This window comes from Psychrobacter sp. M17(2026), from assembly GCF_055699815.1.
On record NZ_CM146741.1, the window covers coordinates 2,482,601 to 2,506,959 of the forward strand.

General features: G+C 41.5%; 27 protein-coding genes. 13 read left to right on the top strand and 14 right to left on the bottom strand.

The window, feature by feature from the left end:
- Nucleotides 1-40: 40 nt before the first annotated feature.
- Together ACR63T_RS10480 and ACR63T_RS10485 are read right to left on the bottom strand one after the other, a co-directional pair.
- Complete coding sequence (locus tag ACR63T_RS10480; protein WP_472783960.1) at nucleotides 41-505, bottom strand: tetratricopeptide repeat protein; 465 nt, start codon at nucleotides 503-505, stop codon at nucleotides 41-43.
- Nucleotides 506-732: 227 nt separating this feature from the next.
- Nucleotides 733-1,452 (bottom strand): hypothetical protein, encoded by a 720-nt coding sequence (locus ACR63T_RS10485; RefSeq protein WP_472783961.1) that lies wholly within the window; start codon nucleotides 1,450-1,452, stop codon nucleotides 733-735.
- Between the two features lie 202 nt (nucleotides 1,453-1,654).
- Here ACR63T_RS10485 and ACR63T_RS10490 point away from each other — a divergent pair, with 202 nt between their 5' ends.
- On the top strand, nucleotides 1,655-2,116 hold the full coding sequence (locus tag ACR63T_RS10490; protein ID WP_472783962.1) for a hypothetical protein: 462 nt from the start codon (nucleotides 1,655-1,657) through the stop codon (nucleotides 2,114-2,116).
- Between the two features lie 162 nt (nucleotides 2,117-2,278).
- On the opposite strand, the gene ACR63T_RS10495 is transcribed toward ACR63T_RS10490, so the two are convergent.
- On the bottom strand, nucleotides 2,279-3,271 hold the full coding sequence (locus ACR63T_RS10495; RefSeq protein WP_472783963.1) for a restriction endonuclease: 993 nt from the start codon (nucleotides 3,269-3,271) through the stop codon (nucleotides 2,279-2,281).
- A 329-nt stretch (nucleotides 3,272-3,600) separates the two neighbouring features.
- Here ACR63T_RS10495 and ACR63T_RS10500 point away from each other — a divergent pair, with 329 nt between their 5' ends.
- From ACR63T_RS10500 to gorA, 4 genes are all read left to right on the top strand, one after another.
- Nucleotides 3,601-3,888, top strand: coding sequence for a hypothetical protein (locus tag ACR63T_RS10500; RefSeq protein ID WP_472783964.1), 288 nt, complete (start codon nucleotides 3,601-3,603; stop codon nucleotides 3,886-3,888).
- A 369-nt stretch (nucleotides 3,889-4,257) separates the two neighbouring features.
- Nucleotides 4,258-5,058 carry a threonine/serine exporter family protein gene (locus ACR63T_RS10505; protein WP_305900323.1) on the top strand — a complete coding sequence of 267 codons (801 nt, stop codon included), beginning with the start codon at nucleotides 4,258-4,260 and terminating at the stop codon, nucleotides 5,056-5,058.
- A 1-nt stretch (nucleotide 5,059) separates the two neighbouring features.
- On the top strand, nucleotides 5,060-5,512 hold the full coding sequence (locus ACR63T_RS10510) for a threonine/serine exporter family protein (protein ID WP_305898749.1): 453 nt from the start codon (nucleotides 5,060-5,062) through the stop codon (nucleotides 5,510-5,512).
- A 147-nt stretch (nucleotides 5,513-5,659) separates the two neighbouring features.
- Entirely contained in the window at nucleotides 5,660-7,024 is a 1,365-nt protein-coding gene (gorA, locus tag ACR63T_RS10515; RefSeq protein WP_305898750.1) for a glutathione-disulfide reductase, read from the top strand.
- A 184-nt stretch (nucleotides 7,025-7,208) separates the two neighbouring features.
- Here the strand turns inward: gorA and ACR63T_RS10520 are convergent, their stop codons facing one another.
- Together ACR63T_RS10520 and ACR63T_RS10525 are read right to left on the bottom strand one after the other, a co-directional pair.
- A complete protein-coding gene (locus ACR63T_RS10520) occupies nucleotides 7,209-7,670 on the bottom strand; it encodes a DUF2846 domain-containing protein (protein ID WP_305898751.1) in 462 nt (153 codons plus the stop codon).
- Between the two features lie 241 nt (nucleotides 7,671-7,911).
- A complete protein-coding gene (locus ACR63T_RS10525) occupies nucleotides 7,912-8,268 on the bottom strand; it encodes a hypothetical protein (RefSeq protein ID WP_472783965.1) in 357 nt (118 codons plus the stop codon).
- Nucleotides 8,269-8,491: 223 nt separating this feature from the next.
- Between ACR63T_RS10525 and ACR63T_RS10530 the strand changes: the two genes are divergently transcribed.
- On the top strand, nucleotides 8,492-8,713 hold the full coding sequence (locus ACR63T_RS10530; protein WP_305898753.1) for a hypothetical protein: 222 nt from the start codon (nucleotides 8,492-8,494) through the stop codon (nucleotides 8,711-8,713).
- A gap of 34 nt (nucleotides 8,714-8,747) precedes the next feature.
- Here the strand turns inward: ACR63T_RS10530 and ACR63T_RS10535 are convergent, their stop codons facing one another.
- Complete coding sequence (locus ACR63T_RS10535) at nucleotides 8,748-9,380, bottom strand: GNAT family N-acetyltransferase (protein WP_472783966.1); 633 nt, start codon at nucleotides 9,378-9,380, stop codon at nucleotides 8,748-8,750.
- Nucleotides 9,381-9,490: 110 nt separating this feature from the next.
- The gene (locus ACR63T_RS10540; RefSeq protein WP_472783967.1) at nucleotides 9,491-11,098 is read right to left on the bottom strand and encodes an FAD-dependent oxidoreductase; all 1,608 of its coding nucleotides are present in this window, start codon (nucleotides 11,096-11,098) and stop codon (nucleotides 9,491-9,493) included.
- Between the two features lie 389 nt (nucleotides 11,099-11,487).
- On the opposite strand from ACR63T_RS10540, the gene truD reads away from it, so the two are divergent.
- Nucleotides 11,488-12,645, top strand: coding sequence for a tRNA pseudouridine(13) synthase TruD (gene truD / locus ACR63T_RS10545; protein WP_472783968.1), 1,158 nt, complete (start codon nucleotides 11,488-11,490; stop codon nucleotides 12,643-12,645).
- Between the two features lie 18 nt (nucleotides 12,646-12,663).
- On the opposite strand, the gene ACR63T_RS10550 is transcribed toward truD, so the two are convergent.
- The gene (locus ACR63T_RS10550; protein WP_472783969.1) at nucleotides 12,664-14,109 is read right to left on the bottom strand and encodes a GGDEF domain-containing protein; all 1,446 of its coding nucleotides are present in this window, start codon (nucleotides 14,107-14,109) and stop codon (nucleotides 12,664-12,666) included.
- Nucleotides 14,110-14,240: 131 nt separating this feature from the next.
- Nucleotides 14,241-15,116 carry a PHP domain-containing protein gene (locus ACR63T_RS10555; protein WP_472783970.1) on the bottom strand — a complete coding sequence of 292 codons (876 nt, stop codon included), beginning with the start codon at nucleotides 15,114-15,116 and terminating at the stop codon, nucleotides 14,241-14,243.
- Between the two features lie 222 nt (nucleotides 15,117-15,338).
- Between ACR63T_RS10555 and ispZ the strand changes: the two genes are divergently transcribed.
- From ispZ to ACR63T_RS10580, 5 genes are all read left to right on the top strand, one after another.
- Nucleotides 15,339-15,890 carry a septation protein IspZ gene (gene ispZ, locus ACR63T_RS10560; RefSeq protein WP_305898758.1) on the top strand — a complete coding sequence of 184 codons (552 nt, stop codon included), beginning with the start codon at nucleotides 15,339-15,341 and terminating at the stop codon, nucleotides 15,888-15,890.
- A 59-nt stretch (nucleotides 15,891-15,949) separates the two neighbouring features.
- A complete protein-coding gene (locus tag ACR63T_RS10565; protein WP_201569943.1) occupies nucleotides 15,950-16,267 on the top strand; it encodes a YciI family protein in 318 nt (105 codons plus the stop codon).
- On the top strand, nucleotides 16,264-16,713 hold the full coding sequence (locus ACR63T_RS10570; RefSeq protein WP_305898759.1) for a hypothetical protein: 450 nt from the start codon (nucleotides 16,264-16,266) through the stop codon (nucleotides 16,711-16,713). Before ACR63T_RS10565 ends, ACR63T_RS10570 begins: the two co-directional genes overlap by 4 nt.
- 56 nt (nucleotides 16,714-16,769) lie before the next feature.
- Entirely contained in the window at nucleotides 16,770-18,863 is a 2,094-nt protein-coding gene (gene mnmC1, locus ACR63T_RS10575) for an FAD-dependent 5-carboxymethylaminomethyl-2-thiouridine(34) oxidoreductase MnmC1 (protein ID WP_472783971.1), read from the top strand.
- Nucleotides 18,864-18,940: 77 nt separating this feature from the next.
- Entirely contained in the window at nucleotides 18,941-19,549 is a 609-nt protein-coding gene (locus ACR63T_RS10580; protein ID WP_472783972.1) for a hypothetical protein, read from the top strand.
- Between the two features lie 114 nt (nucleotides 19,550-19,663).
- Here the strand turns inward: ACR63T_RS10580 and ACR63T_RS10585 are convergent, their stop codons facing one another.
- The 5 genes from ACR63T_RS10585 to tsaB form a co-directional block, all read right to left on the bottom strand.
- Nucleotides 19,664-20,314 carry a DUF4112 domain-containing protein gene (locus tag ACR63T_RS10585; protein ID WP_472783973.1) on the bottom strand — a complete coding sequence of 217 codons (651 nt, stop codon included), beginning with the start codon at nucleotides 20,312-20,314 and terminating at the stop codon, nucleotides 19,664-19,666.
- Nucleotides 20,307-21,224, bottom strand: a complete 918-nt coding sequence (gene ubiA, locus ACR63T_RS10590) for a 4-hydroxybenzoate octaprenyltransferase (RefSeq protein WP_472783974.1) — start codon at nucleotides 21,222-21,224, stop codon at nucleotides 20,307-20,309. Before ubiA ends, ACR63T_RS10585 begins: the two co-directional genes overlap by 8 nt.
- Before the next feature lie 33 nt (nucleotides 21,225-21,257).
- Entirely contained in the window at nucleotides 21,258-22,163 is a 906-nt protein-coding gene (locus ACR63T_RS10595; protein WP_472783975.1) for a class I SAM-dependent methyltransferase, read from the bottom strand.
- 8 nt (nucleotides 22,164-22,171) lie between these two features.
- The gene (locus tag ACR63T_RS10600; protein ID WP_305898764.1) at nucleotides 22,172-23,014 is read right to left on the bottom strand and encodes an undecaprenyl-diphosphate phosphatase; all 843 of its coding nucleotides are present in this window, start codon (nucleotides 23,012-23,014) and stop codon (nucleotides 22,172-22,174) included.
- Between the two features lie 89 nt (nucleotides 23,015-23,103).
- Nucleotides 23,104-23,787, bottom strand: a complete 684-nt coding sequence (gene tsaB / locus ACR63T_RS10605) for a tRNA (adenosine(37)-N6)-threonylcarbamoyltransferase complex dimerization subunit type 1 TsaB (RefSeq protein WP_472783976.1) — start codon at nucleotides 23,785-23,787, stop codon at nucleotides 23,104-23,106.
- Between the two features lie 144 nt (nucleotides 23,788-23,931).
- On the opposite strand from tsaB, the gene ACR63T_RS10610 reads away from it, so the two are divergent.
- Nucleotides 23,932-24,273 carry a hypothetical protein gene (locus ACR63T_RS10610; RefSeq protein ID WP_305898766.1) on the top strand — a complete coding sequence of 114 codons (342 nt, stop codon included), beginning with the start codon at nucleotides 23,932-23,934 and terminating at the stop codon, nucleotides 24,271-24,273.
- Nucleotides 24,274-24,359 lie beyond the last annotated feature (86 nt).

The following is a 24,359-nucleotide window of genomic DNA, read 5'->3' on the forward strand; positions in this document are numbered from 1 at the left end:
GAGGGTGGCCTTTTTTGTTGGGTGGGTTTACAGACAGCGTCTATTCTAAGCCAATCAAACCTTCTTCATATAAATCGTTTAAATTTCTTATAGCTTTATAACTACCATTACCCGCAGCCTTTTTATACCAATAAACCGATTTTTCCAGACTTTCTTCCACACCGATACCAAACATATATAAGAGAGCAACTTCAGTTTGCGCTTCTACATGCCCCTGCCTTGCAGCCGATAGTAACCATCTATAGGCTTCATCCGATTCTTGAGTTGAGCTAAAATATATTTCACCAAGTTTATATTGTGCTTCAACATCACCGCTCATAGCTCTTGTCTCATACTTAGCAATAGCTCTACTTACAGGTATCAGAGTGCAGTCATCTGTTAAATAAGTTCCTTCTAAGCTATCTTGAAACTCACAAGTATCACTATTTGATGCCATACTTGAAGAAGCAACTCCAATTGATAAGCCTATAATGACAAGTTCTATTAATTTTGATAATTTACTCATATTTGAACCTATAGTTGATTCTTTGAAGGTTATATTTAATCTATTAGACTGTAGTTGAGTACTTATGCAGCAGTCTAATATGAAGCACTGCTTCTAACACAAGAAAAAGCCATTACTTTTTAAAAAGACCATAGATACCATTAGAAAATTGAATTTATATGCTTTAATTTGCTTATCGGTAGCGTAGAAAACGTTTTCTAAATATAACTTATTCAACACTGTGTTTTCTAAAAAATATCTTCATTTGATGCTGGCATCTCTAATTTAGTACCATCCTCAAAAAGTATTTGTTCAGGTTCAAACTCATACTTCATGCCCTCTAACGAGGTATTAACGAATTTATTATGCTCGTCCATAAACTGGTTGTAATCCCAACTGAAAGTATTTTTCATACTATCACCTGCAGGAATATCAAACGTATCATCACCGAAACCGAAAGACACAATTAAATCACCAAATTTATCGAAAAAATTGATAGCTCCTTTTAAACCAGCTATCTCTTTACTTGAGTTATTTTTTACGTCAACATCAAGAGTAATATAAGATTGCCAGTCTGCTTCTACAAGATTTTTATCAAATACAGTAATTGCTACAGCTTTCTTAAATTCAGCAGTTTTTGTATCTTTTTCAGCTTTCAGCTTAGCAGCTCTTTCAATTTTTGCTTGTTCTTCAACTTTCTTTTCTACTTCCCATTGCTTTTGATTTTCGATAGCTTCGCCGACTGTCGTACCAGTTGATGCACCTTCCCCACCAAAAGCTTTTGAAATTTCAGAGCGCATCAAATAGCCAGTAAGCAAGGCTTTGTCCTCCTCACTCAAACTCTTAACTTTCTCTGCTAAAACTGTCATATCCGTTTCATTCAAATTAGGTGGTAATACCTCATCTTTTGGATTGCTACATCCTGCAATGAAACTGCTTAGCATAAGAGACAAAAGTATTTTTTTCATTTTTTAACCATTGAAACTAATTTGGTTTCAAATATAACTCAAATAGAACAGTACAGCAATATTTAGTGATATTAATTTGTACTAATGTCTACTGCTTACTATTAGTACAGGTATATAAGCTATAGTATTAAGTGAAATATTTGAATACTATCGAATTTTCTGCTTAATAAATAATTTTAAATTTAATTTAAGGAGTCTCAATATGGTAAAAAAAAGCGTACCTATTACTACATTATTAATTATTTTATTAGCGAATACAGTTATGGCAGAGCCTCTTAATTTTGAATACGACAGTGCTATAATTTATGGTTCATCTTTTTATCCTTCGGATTTTGTACCTGAGATAAACGTGTATGCTCGAGATGTAAAGAGCGGGAAAACATATCAAGTGACAGTTCCTACTGAAACCTACGAATACCAATTGAAATTACCTGCACCTGCCACTTATATTTTTTTCTCGTGGACGAATATTGAAGATGAAACACAACAAATGGGAGCTGTTCTGAGTAAGTGTGATGGTAGCTCACAAGATATATGTGAAGGCTTTGACAAACACTTCCCTACACCAATTCAATTAGAGCCATATCAAATAATTAGTGATTTAGAAGTAGCAAACTACTACTATCCAATCGAATTTACCCATCTGTTTGTACCAAAGCCATGAGTTAGTTCGTAATTTGGATTCACGAAGAAAACCCAACAATTCATATAACGCCAAATTATTTGTTGGGTCTCTTCCTAGACACTAGCCTACAAATCGCTCGTCCATTTGTACACCATCCGTAGTTAAGTGAGATTTAGTACACTCGTCAAATTCTTTAAACCCTCACAAAAGTGTTGGCATCGTAGATATACCTAATTTTGACAAATTTTTCTCCGAAACAAAGTTTAAGTTATCGTATAGCCAATTTATAAAGTTCATCCCTGCTAAGACGGTCACATTATTAGATTCAGCCTGCTCTTTGTTTTTAAATTCAGCCGTCGTTAGTAAAACCTTTTCAACGTATGAAAACTCATCATCATCCATCTTATAAGCAATCAATTGATTGAGGCCATGTATTCCTGAAGTACCTGTATGATGTTTCACTTGGATTAATAAACTCTCTCTGTTATTTGAAAACTCAGACATTCGAGTAGCAATGACATCGACATCCTCTACGCCAGACCTCTCATTCTTTGCAGGGATACGAACATCATAACCTTTAGATTCTAGAATATCTTCTATTAAGTATTCTAGTCCTAAACCTCCAGATTTTAAGTTAATTTGCTTATTGTTTTGGAGTCTTTTCAGCATATCAGTCTTAAAAGCATTAGCCTTTTTATTTAGTCTTAATTCTTGTTCATTATTCCAAGTATACAAACTACCATTTTTTAGCTGTTCAACATGCTTGTCTAGTTCTTCAGAAAACTCACTCAAATCACAAACAGTCATTCTTATTTTCATTCTATTCTGTAAAGCAGTAGATAAACTGGCTCTAGGTATAAAATAGCCATTTTCATGTTGCAAATATTTTGCTGATATTCTGTTTTCTCCGTAAGGTACTTGCTTAATTATAGGGTGGTGGCTTCGATCTCCTATTACCTCTGCAATAGCAAAAGAGCCAGAGAATGGCACAATAACGTAGTCGCCCTTTTTTAAGTTAAAAAAACGTTTGATTTGGTTAGTCTGACGTCCTATCTTTTTACCTGCAAAACCTTTTCCTATCAGGTTTTTAAAACTATTAAATGCAGAAAAATCCACACTACCCCATCCGTAACCTACTTGACTTCCTTTAATCAGGTTTGGGCTTCTAACAAGCATATACTTTGATTCTGACATATTGTTTTCCTTTATTATCTTTGATTCAAAGAATAGCACATAGGTTGATAATATTTCTATTATCCATAATGATAGTAAGGTTTATTTATAATTGTAATATTTGCTATAGGAGCGGTTTAGCCCCGATTGCAGCGATTATCCTGCTCAACCAAACAAGTTGCTAGGACTAAGTTTTGGCTCTCCTATTTATCTAATATTGCCATTACTACGTTACCTTTCTTAATCATTCGTTAAAGATAGTTATAGTCCAGTTGTATTAAGATCTAAAGGTTCAACGTCGTTCATGAACCACTACAACTAATACGTAAATATCTGATTAAGGATTCCGCATGAAAAAATTATTATTCATAATTTTGGCTTCTAGTCTTGGTATTACCGGTTGTGTTTCAACTGGAGCATCAGATAACATCAATAAGTCTAGAGATTACAATAAGCAAAAACCAGCTAAGTCAGCTAATATGAAGCAAGCCATGGATGCTTGTGCAAGAAGTACTGGCGTACAGATGACTAAAGAGAGTCGTCCAAGCAAAAGCGATATGCAAAAATTAGAGTCTTGCATGAGCGCAAAAGGCTATCAAATGCCTCAAGGTCAAGGCCGTCCATCAAAACGCAGTTAGTATTTTTAGCAGCTTTATTTGATAAGCTATTATGACTAAATCCATAGTAGCAAAATGAGTGGTCATAGTTTTGTCACTAAATCTATGACCACTCTTTTTTTATGTTTTTAACGCTTAAGTTTTGAACATTGTTCCTCGGCACTCGCCTACCTCATATCAATGACGCACGACGTTAAGCCTCTTAGCTGTGATCGATGACCAAGATAAACTTTCACCTTTCAGTTATTATCCATTCAAATGAGCGACGTTCTGTTTTACCTATGACATTTATAGGTTTATCCTTTAAAAAAACACCCTAAGTTGTGCTATCGTGAGCTCATACCATTCTTACTATCTATAAATTTGATAGCTAACATGCCTAATGTGAAAATGAACTCTATTAGCTATATACAGCAGCAGCGCATCACTCGATTATGCGTACGCTGTGGCTTACTGCTGATGCAATATGGTGCTGAGTCTGCGGTGGTAGTTGATTTGTCCAAACGCTTAGGGATCGCCCTAGGTGTGAACAGTGTAGAGTGTTCGCTTAACTTTAATGCGCTAACCTTGACGACTATTTATAATGAGCGCTGTATCACCACTACGCGAGATACGGTCAATCAAAGTATTCATGTCAATTTACTGGTACAGATTCAGCAAATAGTCAATAAAACGGAAGCCGCTATAGATAACGATGCGCTCAACGGTAGATTAACTGAACTGACGACACTAGCCTTTGATGAGTTGGACAAGACCGTATATCCAGCGTGGCTAGTTAGTATATTTGTTGGGGCTTCTTGTGCTGCGTTTGCGTATCTCAATGGCGGTAGTTGGTCGATTACTGCTGTGACCTTTACAGCTGGTATGGTAGCGATGCTAACCCGTATTTATTTATCTAGGCATCATTTTAATGCTTTTATCGCCGTTATTGCGACGGCATTTATCGCCTCTTTAATTGGCGCGACCACTTATTATTTCGATGTGGGTAATAATGCTGATATTGCAGTCGCCTCTAGCGTTTTACTATTAGTACCCAGCTTTCCTTTGATTAATTCTTTTTCTGATATCTTAAAAGGCTATGTCAACATCGGCATTGGACGCGCTGTTTACACCTATATGTTGACCTTATCTGCTTGCGTTGGTATTGTTATGGCGCTAGTGCTACTAAGAATACAGCACTGGGGATTTTGAGATGTGGTTCATTGAAACTATTATTCTATCTTGCATCATTACCCTCGGTTGGACACTGATGTTCAACGTCCCTAAAAGGTATATTTTGCCTTGTTTATTGATGACTGCTTTTGGATTTGGATTAAAAACAGCGCTAGTGTACCAGCATGTTCATCTGGTGGTTGCCAGCTTCTTTGGTGCAATGCTTGCCAGCTTTTTGGGCGTGTATTTTTCTAAAAAATATACCCTACCGCCCAAAGCCCTCATCTCGCCAAGTGTCATTTGTATGATGCCCGGTATTGCCGCTTATAAGGCAATGGTCAGTATGGTACAGATTGGCTATTTTGGCTTTTCCGACGAATTATTTAGCCAAATGATGGTCTATTTATTTGAGGCGTTATTTGTCACCTCAGGACTGGTGCTAGGCTTGTCTATTCCTGGACTGTTATTTTATAGACGTCGTGCCATTGTTTAAAAGTGTGCTACCTCTATCCTAACACTGAGCACACTGAAACGCCTCACCTTACTTGAACGATAAATAGCATCTCAGATTAGCCACAACATTCATTACAACAGCACATCAACCATCACAGCAATAATAATTAAATACAGGGATCTCTTAATGACCAAACATTATGATTACATCGCCATTGGCGGCGGTAGCGGCGGTATTGGCTCGATTAACCGTGCGGCCAGCTTCGGAAAAAAATGCGCGATTATCGAAGCGGAGCAACTAGGCGGGACTTGCGTCAACTGGGGCTGCGTACCCAAAAAGGTGATGTGGTATGGCGCTCATGTCGCCGAAACCATTCATAAGTTCGCGCCAGACTACGGTTTTGATATTGAGCTAAAAGGTTTTGACTTTCAAAAGCTAGTACAAAGTCGCCAGCAATATATCGAGAATATTCACCGCGCTTACGATAATAATCTTGCCAAAAACGGCGTCGAAGTTATAAAAGGCTTTGCCAAGTTTGTCGATACCAATACCGTCGAGGTCAATGGCGAACATATTACCGCTGACCATATCTTAATCGCTACGGGTGGTCATCCTATCAAGCCCAATATCAAAGGCGCGGAGCACGGTATTGACTCGGATGGGTTTTTTAAATTAAATCATCTGCCAAAACGAGTGGCTATCGTAGGCGCAGGCTATATCGCGGTTGAGATCGCAGGCGTACTCAATAGTCTTGGCTCTGAAGTGCATCTGTATGTGCGCAAACACTCGCCACTACGCACCTTTGACCATACGATTGTCGAAACCTTATTGATAGAAATGGAGCAAGCGGGTATTCATTTGCATACCAATAGCTCAATAAGCGAGGTCAATAAAAACGCTGATGATAGCCTGAGCTTATCTATCAACGATGATAACGAAGATCATGTCGACACCGTAGACTGCTTAATTTGGGCGATAGGTCGTGCGCCCTCTATCGATAATATCAATCTGCAAGTGACAGGCGTTGCGACGACTGATGACGATAAAATCAAAGTCGATAAGTTTCAAAACACTAATGTCGATGGCATCTATGCGGTCGGTGATATTATTGAGAATAGTGTTGATTTGACCCCAGTAGCTATTGCGGCAGGTCGCAGGTTGTCGGAGCGCTTATTTAACGGCAAAACTGACGAGCATCTAAGTTATGAGTTGATCCCAACGGTTATCTTTACTCATCCGCCTATTGGCACGATTGGCTTATCTGAGATTGATGCTGTCAGTCAATTTGGTAAAGAGGCTATCAAATGCTATAGCTCGAGCTTTACTGATATGTTTAGTGCGGTCACTCAGCATCGACAAAAATGCACGATGAAGCTAGTGTGTTTAGGTGAAGATGAAAGGGTGATTGGCTTGCACGGTATTGGCTTTGGCGTTGACGAGATGATTCAAGGCTTTGCCGTGGCTATAAAGATGGGCGCGACGAAGGCGGACTTTGATAATACGGTTGCTATTCATCCGACGGGTTCAGAAGAGTTTGTGACAATGCGTTAGGCACTAGCTTATTGGCGCTACTCGCTGGATAGACTGTGGTTAACACTAGCTTATATGTTGATTAAAGCTTACAACAGTTAACCTACAAGCTGAACCATTAGTTTGATAACGATTAAAAAGGCGATAACTCAAAAGTTAACGTCTTTTTAATTGTTTAGAAGCTAGTAATAGAATCATCTAGTAACTATTTACTACACTTACCTTTAACTCCTAATTTTAAGTCACTGATATCTTGCTTCCCTTCTGCTTCAGGAACCAATTTTAAACCCGCACCACCAACAAATACACCTGGCTTAATATATTGTTTGATAAAATAATTTTGCCCTGCTTGCGTCTGCACGATCAAGTCATTAGGAGAGAATTCAGATTCAGTTGAGACTTTGTGTTCAGCGTTGCCTATAACTTCTTCATAAAAGAAAGTTCCTCGTGCGGTTTCACCAATACATTTATCATCCACCCATACATCTTTTTTTAATGCGCCGCCTACTACAGTAGCCTTTCGATAAATGTATAAGCCTGCATTGTTGGCAGAAGGCGTATTATACTGTTTGATTGCGCTCGTTACCTGAGCTTGTTCTGTAGGAACAGAAGCACAACCTGCAAACAAAACTGATATAGCAGTTAAAAAAACGAACTTCTTTAGCATATATTTCTTCCATAATTCATTTAATGTTAAAGTTTTTGGTAAGTGCTGATGAATTAATAAAAACAACAGTCTACTCAAAGCTAATACTTGACGTGAAGACTGAAATATAATCTAATCAATCAAAAGATACAAACTTTTATATTCAAAATCTTATTATTTTATAAACTAATACTATTGCCTATAAAAAAAGCACTATAAAGTGCTTATGCTCTTTCGTTAAAAATACTAAGTTTTTAAAGAATTACAGCGTCAAGACCCACTTACCATCAATATCTTTGACTTTAAAATTACCCTTATCAGTGCGACTATTGCCATCGATAGTTTGAGTCACATCAGCGCTGCATAGATACGTATTATCGCCCTCAGCCACGTCACAGCTGACATTTTCCACTTTGTCCAGTTTAGGTATCATGCCGCTCATTGCCTTCACCATCTCAGCATTGCCCGCTTGCGCCATGACATCATCCATCATGCTATTAGCTTGATCATATTGGCCTTGAATCAGACCCTCAACGTCACTCTCGGATGGACCGCTAGAGCAAGCGGCAAATAACGGCGTTAACACTATCAAAAACCCTAATTTCTTTAAATTTTTCATAACAACCTCAACCGGTAGCCAATGTATTACATAAACAATGGTTCGAACTATACCTAATTCATTAACAAAAATCAGCTCAATTCATTTATATTTGTCCATTGCTATATAAGTTCAGTGCTATGCCTAACGAAAACAATGCTTCGTGAAAAATAATAGCGGCTACAGACAGTAGAATAGCGATACTGTTATGATGCTAGTCATACGGTTGGTTAAGAGACAAAAAATGGCAATATGGCAAATATATTTATTCATTCTACCCATTGGCCTAGGTATTATGACTTTGGTCGCCAGCCTCATGTGCCTATTCGCTTATCTAACAGCCAACGAAAATGCTACGCGCTTGCCTGCGCTTAAGTGGTTTAAACGCTTACTGGTGGTAGCGTTTTTATTATTAAGTATAGGGTTTTTCCTAACCTTTGGGCATTTTTGGGGTAGGAATCGTTAGTTAATAGATAATGGCTAGTTAATAAAGGATACATTTATTCTAATTTGGCTGATACTTTCTCTAACTCTAATAACTGCAAATCTTGACGCTTTGGCTCACCATTATTACCATCATCTGGAAACGGCATTTTATTGCCATTCAACTGATAGCCACGGCGCTGATAATAAGCCAATAGCTCAGGTCGATGGCTTAAAATAGACATGGTAAGACGAGCAGATTTTCCATCGTACGCCTGCGTGCTTGATTGCAAGTGCCTTGCTGCAAAAGTCTCGGCGGCCTCTAAAATTATATTACCAACGCCCTGCCCCTGCAGCTCTGGATGTACTGCAAACATGCCGATATAGGCTTTATTGTAATAGTCGCTTTTAGTTTGATCATCTCTATTTAAGTTGGCATCGACTTTTATATCGACCGCAATACAACCCAATAGCTTACCAGTCTCGATATCATCGCGAGCACCGTTCGTGGTTTTTGGATAAACGAATAGGTAGTGTTTTGGATTATCGATGACGCTTGCCAGCTCGGCTTGAGTGATACGAATGCCATCGACCAAATCTGCTTCATTGGTCCAACCTTCCGTCTGCCGATAGCAGAGGTTTAATAACTGTTCGAGTGCGTCAATATCATCCGCTTTGGCTTGTCGTAAAAACACATTATCATTATTCATATTATTATCTTCTTTATTATAAAAGCAATAAAAAGGCCACCAAAAATTTTGGCAGCCTTTATAGTAGCTTGCTCTATCTTAACTTTCTACATTATTCTAATAAATTTAGTTTAGCGCGATAACGTTTGAGCTTGAGCAATAATATCAAATCCTGCATTGATCTGTGCCCTTGTTGGTGCAATCCCGCGACGTAGCAGCTCACTAAAGGCAACCAGTTCTTGATCACGGCCTAAAGTGCTGGCTGCTGTAGCACGACTGTCTTCGCCTTCATCATCAAAATAATATTCGATATAGTTGAGCGCATCAGGCTCACCGAACAATATATTATGATCAGGGGTTGTCGCATGACCTGAATACCGCAAGCTTTTGCCATATTGCATCGTCCAAAAGAAAGGTATGCGCGACTCTAATGACTCAACGCTATCGTCTTGCAGTATTGCAGCGGCAGTCACTAAACCGTGTTGCATAGCCACACGCCAATGCTCAATACGCAGACGTCCCAAACGACCGTCAGCTTTGGCGATATCGCCTAAGGCATAGACGCCATTACGCAGTTGTAAGTGACTATCAACTTGCACGCCATTAGGATCGTTGACCTCAGCGAGCAGCTCAGTCCGTGGTGATACGCCTGTGCCTAAAACAACCATATCAGCGTCTAATTGCGTGCCGTCTGCTAAGGTAACACCACTGACTTGTTTATTATCATTAGTAATAGTATTGACCGTGTCACCTAAAATAAAAGTAATGCCATTATCCTCATGTAGCTTGATCAGGGCATTGCTGACTGTCTCTGAGACGATGTTTTCCATAACCCGATTGGTCTGACCAATCACAGTAATAGAAGTAGGCGTGCCTGCTTGCGCTAATGCTGAGGCGACCTCCATACCAATAAAACCAGTACCGACGATCACTATATTCTTATCGTGACTGGCAGCTTTGATGGCTTTGGCATCCTCCATACTGCGTAACGTATAAACGCCATCGGACTCAGCGCCTTTGATCGGTGGCACGATAGGCTCGCTGCCCGTCGCCACGACTAAGTAATCAGCGCTTATATTTTGGCTTGTATCGTTTGCATCATTAATAACGACAGTGCGCTCGTTTGGTAACACTGCGCTGACGGTTTGATTTAAACGCACCTCAATGTTATTTTTCTGTGCCCAATCTGCGCCGCCAAGTAGTAGTTTTTCTTCTGGCATATTCCCTGCCAAAAATGCCTTAGATAACAGCGGTCTATTATAAGGCGCACTGCGCTCTTTAGTAATCAAGGTAATCTGTCCGCCATAGCCACTATTACGCAACTGATGTGCCGTCATAAAACCTGCACCGCCACCACCGACGATAAGGGTATGAGTATCACTGAGTTTATTATTTTCAACGGCTTGATTAAGCGTCACTGCGGTATTGACCGTCAGGCTATCGCCGTTATCCGTCAGCTCATACTGAGTCAGTCCGTGGGTCGCTATTGGCTCCAAAAGCGATCCATCTGTACTATCAAAAGTGGCGTGATGCCAAGGACAGACGACGCGGTTGCCACAACGTAGTCCTGTACCCAAATCTGCACCTGCATGAGGACATTTACCATCAAAGGCGTGAAAGGTATTGTCATCACGGGTAATTAAAATGATACTATCGTCGTCTTGTTTATACGACTTCATTCCGCCGTCCATAATGTCGACTTTATCGATAGTAATAGTATGAATGGTCTGATCAGTCATGAGTTATCCTTAACGTTGGCGATTGCTAGCTGATGAATTCAAGGCTGGCTTTTGTTAAATATTAGCGACTATTTAGGGCGTACTTAATTACAGATTATTAAGTTACGCTTTTGACGCTGTATTCACATATAAGTATTTTTAAAAGTATAGTCTTATTGATAATAGCAAGAGCAAGGCGCTTGCGATGTTTTATTGTATATCTAGCGCGTTGCAAAACGTAACACCTCGTTTTTTGGCTATAATAGTAACTATAAAAGCACTACTCTTTAAATTATGACTTTTTGAATAATAACTTTTAATAAATGAGCCTTCAACACAACACTTTTTAAAACAGCAATATTTAAAATCGACTTTATACCAACTCCTACCTTCTATTAAATGACTTTTTTATGACTATGACCAGCGCGCCCTCTTTTGACAATAACGAGATTGATTTTGCGGCTATCACTGATACCTCAAAGTTGCCACAGCCTACTCTACCACCTCTTAGACAGGCGGTTTATAAAGCAGTTCCTGAGGACTTTGTAGTCAATGAGATACTTGAGCTGGACTTTACGGGCGAAGGCGAGCATCTATGGTTGCATATTCAAAAGTCTGGCATCAATACGGCTTATTTGGCCAAGTTGTTGTCAGAATGGGCGGATATCCCGCTACGTGATGTGGGTTACTCAGGGCTCAAAGATCGTCAGGCGCTGACGACGCAGTGGTTTAGCCTGCGGATACCAAAAAAGCAATTGCCAGAGTCTGAGTTTGTGCCGATAGATATTAGCGACAACGAGTCGGTCATTATCCTCGCCCAACACTGGCATAATAAAAAGCTCAATCGTGGTACGCATAGGGCCAATCAATTTATCATCACCTTGCGTGATATTGAATTGGCAAGTGACGATAAGTCATCTGTAGAGCAGCATTTAACCAATATAAGTACCACGGGCGTGCCCAATTATTTTGGCCCACAGCGTTTTGGATGGAATGGCAATAATATTAGAGAAGCATTGTCTTTGTTTGCACGTCCAGTGCCAGAGAACCGACCACAGCCAAAGAAGAGCAAACGCAAACGTGCACCGCGCGAGCAAAACTCAATGGAGCTCTCCGCTGCTCGTAGCCTGATATTTAATGAGATACTTGCAGCGCGAGTGCGTGATTGTAGCTGGAATACTGGACTGACAGGAGAAGTGTTCAATCTTGATGGATCAGGATCTATATTTGCCGCTGAGCAGCTGGACGATACATTACGCGCGCGCCTTGCTAGTGGCGATATTCATCCAACCGCAGTGATGTGGGGTACAAGCAACGATAAGGTGACCAGCGCAGCGGCTGATATCGAAAACGATACCGTTCAGCACAGTGTTTTATTATTACAACTGGCAACAGGTCTGGAGCAACGTGAAATTAAAGCGCAAAGGCGAGCGCTACGTTTGCCGATAGAAGCATTAACATGGCGCTGGATGGATGAGCAGACTTTGGTGTTAGATTTCACCCTAACTACAGGAAGCTTTGCCACTAGCGTATTGGCAAGTTTAGTACAGAGTTTACAGAGCGCTTAAAACGATTATAAAGACCGCTTAAGCATGATAACTCGGCCGCGTCATAGCCTGCACGTCAATCAGCTCATTAGCGCTTACGACCTGATTGCGATTACGTGCTTTGGCTACATAGAGAGCTTCATCAGCTATGTTGATTAAGCATTGACAAATACCGTCAGGTAAAAGCTGAACCTCTGTCGCCTGCACTGTTTTGGTACTTCTCAACCTAAATAACGGTACTGTATGACGGCTTTGAGGGGTTACTTGCGTTGTATCCTCTGCAAATTCTTGCTTAATACGATTTCGTTCTGCCGCGCTAAACGTATATAACCCTAGACTGGCGGTGACTTGAAAACTTGGCTTATTACAGGTTTGTACCACATGACTACTAATATTATCTCGCAGGGTCTCAGCGATAGCCATCGCTTCTTTATGAGCCGTATCAGGCAGTATAATCAAAAATTCTTCACCACCATAACGGCTGACGCTGTCTAAATCTAATGTATTCTTTAGTATTGATGCCACTTCGCGTAATACTTGATCCCCTACTTGATGACCATAATTATCATTAATGTCTTTAAAAAAATCTAAATCAAGCAAAATAACACTATAGTCCTGATTATCAGGCAATGCATCTAGTGTTTGCTGCATTTGCGTCAGACTATATCGACGATTATATAGAGTAGTCAGCTCATCTTGAGTGGCATGCTTTACGATCTCTCTTTTACTATCGTCTAAGATGAGGAGCAGCATGCGAAAGGCGTAGACAATAAAAATAGCTTTAGGAAGCGCCAAATATATGTGGGTCAAACGCCAAAAAAAGGTAGAGGAGCGTTGTATCTGATTAAAGCCCTCCCAACCTAATGCTTCATTCTTGTACAAGGAGGCGGCAATAGCATTTTCGATAACCATGATTTCGTTATAGCTTAGATAGCTAAAAGTATCGAGCATCGGATAGGTAATAGTCAGTTGGCGCAGATTAGGCAAAAGAATACCAGAATAAGGCGAAATAATAGCCAACAAAACCAGTGCAATTTGCGTCAAAAACATATACCAAACGTACTGGCGTTTAATTAACATCATGCTAAGCACTGCACCACCGACCAATGATACGCCTGCGAACAAGCTACTATAGCCCATCATTACTATGACGACGGTTAAGTAGATCGTATAAGGGACAATCAAAATGATTTGCCACTTATACAAGTCTTTCTTATTATCTTTGATACGGGCTAACTTCCCTATCATCCACCAAAAAAACAAAGCCGCGACAGTAACTCCTATCCATAGGGGATACAAAAGATGTATATAGACATAATCATCAATCGCATCCTGACGTATCCAAGCTAACAAACACCATAGCCAGTGTGCCGTCACTTCTATAGTGATAAACAAAGCTAGTAGTGACGCCTTATCCGCAGCGTGCCACTCAAAAATTATTTTTGAGAGTTTTTTATAGCCGAGCTGATAGGTTGGGGTGGTCATATAAGCGCTACTGTATTTGTTTTCTTAAGGAAGTGTTACTGTACTTTACAGATAAAGTGTGCCGATTTATATAGGAATTAGCAATAGTATATTTAATGTTCATTTATTCTAACGAAGAAGTAGTCAATAGTTTATGGCGTAAAAGACTGCCAAATACCTTGTTGCTCTGAGCTTGTAGTTGGTACGTCACCAATACGACGCCACGGCATAGTGCTACCATGAAAGTCACTACCCGTTGATACTGCTAAACCATGCTCAGCGATACTGCGATCAACCATTCTACGTGTGCTGGTCGGCTCACTATCTGCGGGCAGCTCGCAACCGTCACCGCCGAGCGCAGCAAACTCCTCAATGAGTTTACGTACCCGAGTTGCCGATAGCTGATAGCGGGTGGCATGTGCTAATACTGCTCTACCGCCGCAAGCATGGATAAGCTCAATGGCATCCACCATACTCAAGGCATCGATAGCGACATAAGCCGCCTTGTTATCTGCCAAATACTTATCAAAGGCTTTTTGTACGGTTTTGACTTCTCCGCGCTCAAACAGTACTTGACCGATATGTGCCCGCCCTACTGCTTGCGGATTGTTGCCAGCCTTAGTGAGTATCTGTTGCCAAAGCTCATCATAGTCGATAGCTAACAGCTCACTCAGCTTTTCGGCAATGCGTTGACCACGCGTCGCTCGGCTGTCTTGTAAGTGCTGTAAGGTCTCATGCATACGCGCCCGATCCGTAAAATCAAGTCCTAGCACATGGATGATCTTAGTAGTGGATTTGTTTTTGCCATAACCGCCGCTCAACGTATGCTCACAGCTGATTTCGACGCCATTAATCAGTTGCATATTATGAGATTTGGCCGCAATTCTTGCTTCATCGATGCCCAGCAAGGTATCATGATCCGTTAAGGCAAGTACCGTCACACCAGCGCTATGTGCGCGGTTGACGACTTCTGTCGGCGAAAAAGTGCCATCAGAGCGCGTACTATGACAATGCAGATCAATTTTCATGGGTTTGGCCTTATGTAGTGATAGTTATTTTAGGATTTATTAGGGTGCTTCAAGGTATATAGTGTCGCTAGGAATGCTTATGTGCATACCAGCGCTTGTATTACTGTATTTACATGCGTTACGTTATTATAATAGATAATGATTATAGCCGCTGTTTGCTTTTTTTTAGCCTCGTTGCAGTGTAAACTACCGCATACGTTTTTGTAGGATATTTTAGCTGATATGAAAGCCTTATTAGACTTCATTCCCTTGATTGCATTCTTTATTGTGGCGCGTCAAAACGGTATTTTGGCTGCCGCTGGTGCGTTGCTCATTGCCACAATTATTGTTTATGCTATTCACTTTGCTCGGCAAAAGGGCAAATTAGATAAACAGCAGTGGGTGGTACTGTTATTGACTATTGTTTTTTGTGGCGGAACCTTGCTGTTGCGCGATGATATCTATTTGCGCTGGAAGTCCCCTATTATCAATGGTGTTTTTGCGCTGACTTTATTGATAAGCGCCGCGATCAATAAGCCTTTGATGCGCTTAGCGATGAAAGATGTCTTTAATCTGACCATGAGCGGCTGGAAAAAGCTGACGGTCGCATGGGCGTTATTTTTTGCCATGATGGGTATACTGCATTATATTACCGCATTTACGATGTCCGATGAGGCATGGATCAACTTCAAAACCTATGGCTGGATTCCGATTATGCTAGTGTTTGTGGTTGCTCAGTTTATAGTACTAAAAAAACACCTTAATCCTGCGTTAACCGATAAAACGGCTAAATAAACAGTCGCGCTTATCATTTAGAGTTTTATTACTTATACCTTCAATACTAAGGAATAAAAATGCCATCATTTGCCATTATTGGTCATGACGTCGCTCATAGTAGCGCGCAACGTAAGCTAACTCGTGCTGAGCATGTCGCACGCCTGCAAGCTCTTGATAGTGAACAGCGCTTACTACTTGCAGGTCCAACGCCTATTACGCACGGCGAAGCTGAGATGTCAGGCAGTATTGTCATCGCTGACTTTGACTCTTTAGAGGCTGCGCAAGCATGGGCAGCAGATGAGCCGTACCTGCGCGATGGGGTGTACAGCCATGTTGATATCAAGCCCTTTATTCATGTGCTACCTAAAGCTACAGACGAAGGCGCATCATCGTGAGTCAGCTGTTATTCCTTGTTATCCAAAATTGTAAAAGTATTATTACAATCACTGCTACAAGCATTTTATCCAGCCTACTGTTACTGGTGACTATCTCAGCGCAGGCATTGCCACTGCTACCTGTGGATGAGTCCTTGACTCCAACATCACCTGTGGTGATTCGTGACAATACAGCTCAAGCTACAGGTGCGATAGATACTATCGATAATACTTTAGCGGCACAATTAAAACCCTCCAATGAAGCGCTATCAGCGGCCAATCAAAAACTGCTGACCCAAAATGCACAGTTGCAGCGCCAAGCCAATGACTTGCAAACTCAAGTCAATGTCTTAGTTTATGAGAGTCAAGGACAGCTGTTTTTATATGGCGCTTTTACGGTATTAATTAGCTTATTGGTCGGTATATTTGTCTCGTGGCTGGTATTTGTACGCCGCGAGCGTTGGTAGCTGTCCGCCTCAAAACCTAAACGTCTCAAAACCTAAGCTAAGTGCTATGAGTTTTTATGTCTAAACCTAACCGTCGTGAGCGGCAAGATCAAAACAATATAGCTGACGATCATAAGCGTATTATGCCCGCTATTATCGACTGGCAAATCGATGATAGCGGTAATAGTGTGCCCGTATCGCGTGAGTTTGGCGATGTCTATTTTTCTCATGCGGATGGTTTAGCTGAGTCACGCTATGTGTTTATTGATGGCAATAATCTACCTGAACGCTTAGCACAGCTAAAAGCGCAGCAGAGCTTTACTATCAGCGAGCTGGGCTTTGGTACGGGGCTCAATTTGCTCGCTGTTTGGCAGCTATGGCGACAACTGCGTAATACCAATCCGCATCTGGCAACGGCTCGCTTGCATTTTATTACTACTGAAATGCACCCGATAGCGCTTACGGACTTAACTCAAATCTTAGGATTATGGGCGACACGCGCACCTGAGCTTAGGGATTTAATTGAGCAGCTACTAGCTAATTACCCTACTCTTATCGCAGGCGCACATCGTCTTAACTTTATCACAGATAATCTTATTGTCGATATTTGGCTCGGCGACGCAAGCGAGAGCTTAGCTAAATTAGCAACTGACATAGCTGGTCAAAACAGCACTAATCAAAGTAGTGCAAAAATCGATGCATGGGTTTTAGATGGTTTTGCGCCCTCTTGCAATGAGTCGCTGTGGGCGCAGTCTATCTTTGCACAGATGCAGCGCTTATCAAGACTAGGCTCAAGCGCGGCCACTTATAGCTGTGCAGGCGTGGTCAAACGTGGTTTGCAAAGCGCGGGCTTTACCATCAAAAAGATTAAAGGCTTTGGCCGTAAAAACGAGATGCTAACAGCAGTCGTGCAAGACGCTATGCTGATAGAGAAATTGCCATTAAGTAACCCTTTATCTGCTGCAATAAAAAATTTCGAACACAGCATCGTTATTGGCGCTGGCGTTTCAGGGCTGATGACGGCATGGTCGCTTGCTAATCGTGGTATTAAAGTCACTTTACTCGATAAAACAGCACCGTTGGCAGGTGCATCAGGCAATCCACGTGCCCTACTCGCACCAAAGATGACCCCTATTCATCATGTCGATGAGCACCTGCATACTATCGGCTATTTATATAGCTGCCGCCTTTATCGTCAGTTCAATGACTGCCTATTAAAAGATAATGCCGCTTACGCCAATATCGCACCCATATTAAAACCCACAGGCGCATTTGATTTGCTGATAAAAGCTAATGTCAACGTCGAGCAAATTGCAGACTACCCTGATGATTTGGCAACTACGCTGAGCATTGCTCAAGCGCAAGACGCTACCAATCTTACCGAGCAAGATTTAGCTGATAATCTCTATCTACCGCAGTCGGGCTTAGTCAATCCACAGGCATTAAAAGAGATCGTACTTAGGCATCCGTTAATTAATTTTCAGCAATTAGCAGTCTCTGCCATTCGCGAGACTGCATCAAAAGTCTGGGTTGAGGGTTTAAGTAATGGTAATGAGCAAAGCATAACTATCGAGGCGGATAACGTAGTCATTTGTGCCGCTTTTGAGAGTCATTATATAGACGAGCGTATTTTTGATTGCCGTAAGATACGCGGGCAATTATCTTGGTTTACGCCGACCGTAGCTCAATGGCAAAAACTACCAAAACTACCCCTTAAGTACAGTGGTTACTGTGCGCCTTTTACCGCACAAGCTGGTGATGCTCAGCTCAATAATGTTAATGAGGGTCAGCCGCAATTATTATTAGGGGCAAGCTTTGTGCGCAATGACATCAGCACTGCTATCAAAGATAATGAGCACCAAGTCAGCCGCAATAAGTTGATTGCCGCTATTCCTGAACTGGCAGCGGTCATCTCAGAAGATACTAGTGGCTGGCAGGCGCGCGCCGGTGTCCGTACCCAAACCCCTGATTACCATCCTATATTAGGACAAGTGGCAACAAACAGTCGTGTTTGGACGCTAACCGCTATGGGTGCAAAGGGCTATGCCTACGCCCCTATCTGTGCAGAGGTCTTAACCGATATGATGCTGGGCAATTTTGCGCCTATATCTACTGCTATGCTCGCCAGATTATTGCCACAACGTACGAGATTGCAGACACCGTTAGCTTAAAAACATGAGAATATTTTTACTCATAATCTAAAATCTGTATTTAAAATATATAAATCACTTCTAATAAAGAATATTTTATGACAACTAATAATACTCAACTATTCAAATCCAACTCCCGCTTATCGCTTGCCATTATTATAAGTCTAAGCGGTATTGTTTTGCTAAGCGCTTGTCAAAAAGAGCCTGAGCCAGCGGCTGAGGTCGCTGTGCAAACCGCACCCGTAACAACTGATGTTGAAAGCACCACTGAAACTATAACAAACGACAGTATAGAAGCAGAGACGGAGATTGATCTTGCCGAGCTTGAGAATAACATCGGTGCAGCAGGCATGACGCCTAATGTTAATACTGATGCCAACACCGCTACGCCCAGTCCAGAGCAGGCGATTAAAGGCACGCAGATTACTGACGTACAATATCGTAGTGCATCAGGAGCGACGATGTCTGTTGTGTTTGAGACCTCAGCGACTGGTGTTCTCAATGCTATTATTAGCTTGTCAAACAAACCTAAGATGACTCTAAGTGCGCCTGAGGGTCAAGGCAATAATCCAACTTATCGCTCAAAGGATGGCACTATCGAGCTGATCAGTCATGGCGGCGGTGGCAATATAGACTTGATGCAAAATGGTCAGTTAACTAGTTTTGAGGCGGTTAGTGTCGAAGCTGAAGTGATTACCCAGATATAGAGCATTTCGTGAATTAGAGGTTTTATAACTAAAAAGGCGACAGTAATAAGTTCACTGTCGCCTTTTTAGTTATAGCTACTATAAGATCTTCTAGTTCCAATCAATATCAAACGATTAACTAAATAATCTAACTAGCCAAGCGATTATCGACCACAAACCCCAGACCAGTGAAATCATCACGATCATGCCTAAAAAGTCAGGAATATGCAGATAGACCCAAGCGACGATAGGGTTGCGCCAAAAGCGACTATTTTGTTGCTTATCTTCTAGCGACTGATGTAAAAACGGTCGATCCATATGAATAGTATCAGTGATCCCATATTCTTCGTGAATATGCTGATGAACAATACCGAGCGTCTTACGGCTAGGCCGAATAAAAACATCTAATAAAGTCCCAATACCTGGCACGATACCGACCACCATATCAATCAGTGCTAGACGTACCGCTGGGGTCATTTTATTGGCTGGCACACCCAACTGACGCCCTAAAATGAAAGCATAACTCGTCAAGATAAGCCCTGCAATATCACCTGCCAGCGGTATCGTAGATAGGGCTGCATCAGCGCCTACCCCTTGCTTAGTAAAGGGCACGCGCACTAGAGAATCCATAGTGTTAGCGAATTTTGCTAGCTTGCGCTCGGTCTCGATAACTTGTGCACGAGTGAGGCCATGCTCGGCTAACCTAATTTCATAGACCGTTTGCACCTCATTGACTACTGGCTTCCTAACCGAGTAACGCTTTAGTGAATCAGATAATTTACCCATTAAAAGTAGTCCATAGACAGGATATAGCGATTAAAACAAAAACATAACGTCCGACCCAAATATTGGCTAAAAATGCTTGGAAACAGGCCATTGCTTGACGACTTACGCAAGCGCTATTTTGTTTGGCAAACATCATCGCCACCAGCGCTAAGCCAAAGATAGGAAACAGTCCTAAGCTAGTTGGCGCAAAATAATGCCAGAGCACTACGCCCATTATTAGTAAAAACAGCGTTTGTAATAACGAAATAATTATTAAGTCATACTGACCAAAAAGAATAGCGGTTGATTTGACCCCTATCTTCAAATCATCTTCTCGATCCGCCATCGCATATTGAGTATCATAAGCGATAGTCCAGCACATATAGGCGGCAAATATCAGCCAGCACCAAATATCAGGAGCACCTGCTATCGCAACATAAGCCATCGGTATCGCCCAGCCAAAAGCTGCGGCCAAAAACACTTGCGGCAAATGAGTATAGCGCTTCATAAACGGATAAATAAAGGCGAGTACCACTGCACCAATCGACCAGTAAAATACAGCGACAGGTAAGAAAAATAGTAAACTAGCACTCAACAAGACTAATATCAAAAAGGCAGCAATTGCCTCACGGCCCGTCAAGCGACCATCGGCAAGTGGACGACCTTTAGTGCGCGTCACATGCCTATCGACTTTACGATCAGCAAAGTCATTAATGGCGCAACCTGCCGCTCGCATGAGTATTGCCCCAAGCGCGAATACTATAAAGACTTTTAAAGGTGGCAAACCTGCCGTAGCACCTGTACTTTGTGCTTGACCCATCGCCGCCAGCATCACGCCCCACAGCGTCGGCCATAGTAGTAGCTCAATACCGACAGGCTTATCAAAGCGCGTCAGCTGCATATAGGCGTACAGCTTGTCTTTAACTGTCATTTTCAATGCGCTAGTAGTCATAATATAAAGTAGTCATAATATAAAGTACCCATCAAAGCGTAATGCGGCATTCTGCCAGCTCTCATCAGCTGCTTGATTAGCAAATAAAGGTGCCTGTTGTGGACGTTTGATAATAACTCGCCCTGATTGCTGCTCGCCATTTTTAATAACCGCTTGTGCACTTTGTAATAACTGTTGTTCTTGTTCTACCGTTGGCGGTGCGGCTAGCTGATGCAAAGCTTGCATTTGCTTATTAACCTTTGCACCTTTACCCGTTTTACTATTTTGATAGCTGTCCATCGGAAACATTGGATCTAAATAAATAACGTCAGCAGACTTATTGATAGCAGTATCTCTAGCATCTACAGTCACATCTTGCAGATAGGCAAAGTAACTTAGCGCATCAGTATTGATAATATGCAAGCGTGCCATGAGCTTTTGCCAATTAGGCTCGTGGCTCATCCGTTGTTGCTCAGCCAGCAGTAACAGCGCCATTATAGGCTGTTGCTCTAGCATAGTCACTTGTGCGCCTGTACTCGCCAGTATCAAGCTATCATGACCGAAGCCTGCTGTCGCATCAATAACTTGGCTATCGGTAGTGATTTTTGCTGCTTGTAATAGCAACTCAGACTTACGTCCTGCACTTACTACACGGCGTTGCAACTTATCCCATTCTGGTGCAACGCTTAAGCCATCAACGAGTAGTGATAACTGATTTTTATTATCTAATAGCACTATTGCCTGCGCGCTATCTGTGCTCAGCTGTTGCAAACGTTTTTGATTGAGCCTGTCTGTTATGAGCTCAGGCGCTAGTATCAAAGATAAATTATGCTGAATAACTAAATCTTGCAGCGGCGCAACTTGCCCTTGCTGTGCTTCATCAACATAGATTAATCTATAGTGCTGTGACGTGGATGATACTGATTGCAAAGTACTCATAGCCATCTCTAACCTGCCATTTGATAGCCAAATATCCAAGCCGCAACGAGTACCACGATACCTGTGATAATACGTAACCAAGCAAAAACCTTAAAGTCACGTTGGCTAACCCAAGCGACCAGCCAGCGAATAACCAATAGCGCGACGATAAATGAGACTAGCGTTCCTATACCTAGCACTAACCAATCCTCACTACTCGCCAATACCTCATGATGCTTAAGCAAATCAAGCAAACCTGCACCGACGATCACAGGAATACCTAAAAAGAAGGAAAATTCAGCCGACGCTTTACGTGAGACCCCAAGCCATAGCGCGCCAATAATAGTTGCGCCTGAGCGTGATGTACCTGGTATTAACGCTAGACATTGAAACAGTCCAATCATCAAAGCGGTCTTTATACTGACCTCTTCGGCCTCATGAGCGATGATAGTCTTGGGACGATTTTCAACATAAAAAATCAATAAACCACCGATAATAAGCATAATAGCCACAGTGATAGGATTAAACAGATAAGTCTTAATCTCATCAGCGAAGGTAAAGCCGAGTATCATCACCGGAATAGTCGCCACAATCAGGCTTAGCCCTAGTTGGCGCGGGTTACTCATCGTATCAGACTTACCTGTGATCAGACCCATCAAGGCCTGCCACAAGCGACCCCAATAGTCGTAGATAACCGCTAAGATTGCGCCAAGCTGCACGACGACGACGAATAGATCGACTTTATCTTTAGTCCAAAAGCCCATCAAATCAGCCGATAAGATCAGATAGCCCGTACTTGAGATCGGCAAAAACTCAGTGATACCTTCGACGATACCCATGATGACGGCTTGAATTAGTAAAATAATATCCAAAATACTCATCCTAAGAAATAATATTCCAAAAACGTTAAAACAGACTTGACGCCTGTCTTATGTTGCTATAGTACGTTTGTAATAAGCGTTTAAGCCTTGCCTTGCTCTTTAAGCGTTTTCCAAGCTTGATTGCGCAGATACTTTGGCAAGGCCAATGCGGCATCTGTACCGCCTATGACATTAAACTGAGCGATACCTAACTGACCAATGATAGCGGCATCAGGAGTGATATCTTCATAAATAGCTTGTGCATCTTGCAACGTTAATAGTGCTGCACCGTTGCCTGCAATAGCTAAGTTAAGAGAGGTTTGACTTTCATAATCTAGCAATTGCTCGGTATCAGCATTTTGCTTATCAAAGACTGGCTGCATGATACCTTCAACTAAAGTGTATTGCCCAAAATAGACTTGCTGCATCCGCGCATCAAGTGCGCTATAAACTTGCTCTACACTATACTGCTCATAGGCAGACTGCGCTATCGCTTGTAAGCTAGATATGCCAACACAAGGGATGTCATGTGCTACCGATAAGGCTTGCACAACGGCGGTATTAATACGAATACCACTAAAAGCGCCAGGGCCACGATTGAATATCAGCGCTCGAATATCAGTAAGTTTGAGCTGAGTCTCAGTTAGAGCAGCATCTATCATCGGCAGTATCTGCTGGGTTTGCATGCGCTTGCCCGTTTCAGTCTGACTTGATATGACAGTGCCATTGCTATCTAAAATAGCAATCGAGCATTGATCAAATACGGTATCCATCGCTAAAAACATCTTGACCTCAGGTGTACTCGTAAAGTATAAAAAGTAGCGTTCATAAAATAGTGGCTATAATAGCATTTAGGACTAAAAGTTTTCTTATTTTCTCTATTTTTCATGGCTTATTCATGTAGTAAATATAATGAAAGGGTATCTAAGATGTCAGTGTTTTCTACAAGCTATATAACAAGTCCTAAAGAAGGCAATAAGTGCATCTCTTTTAATTACAGCGAGTTCGCTGGTAGAGGGTTTATTGAGCTTTTAGAAAAATCTGTATTAGTTTCACATCCAAATATTTTTAATAAAATTATTGATGGTGAATGTGTTGAATTTTTCCCTTATCTTGAGTTTTATAGTTTAAGTAATGATGAAGTTAAACTAGTAGTAGAAAATGTGGATAATTATTTATGTAAGAATATAGCTACTACTGAAGCAGAATTGTTTGCAAAAACCATTTGGGAGGGAGATATACGTACTTCATTAATTGAGATATCTTTCTAGTATATAAGTTGGACGGAACATGCGACCCTCAACATTTTGACTCATTAGTTGGGTCTCGTACCTCGACACCAACCTACGAACAACAT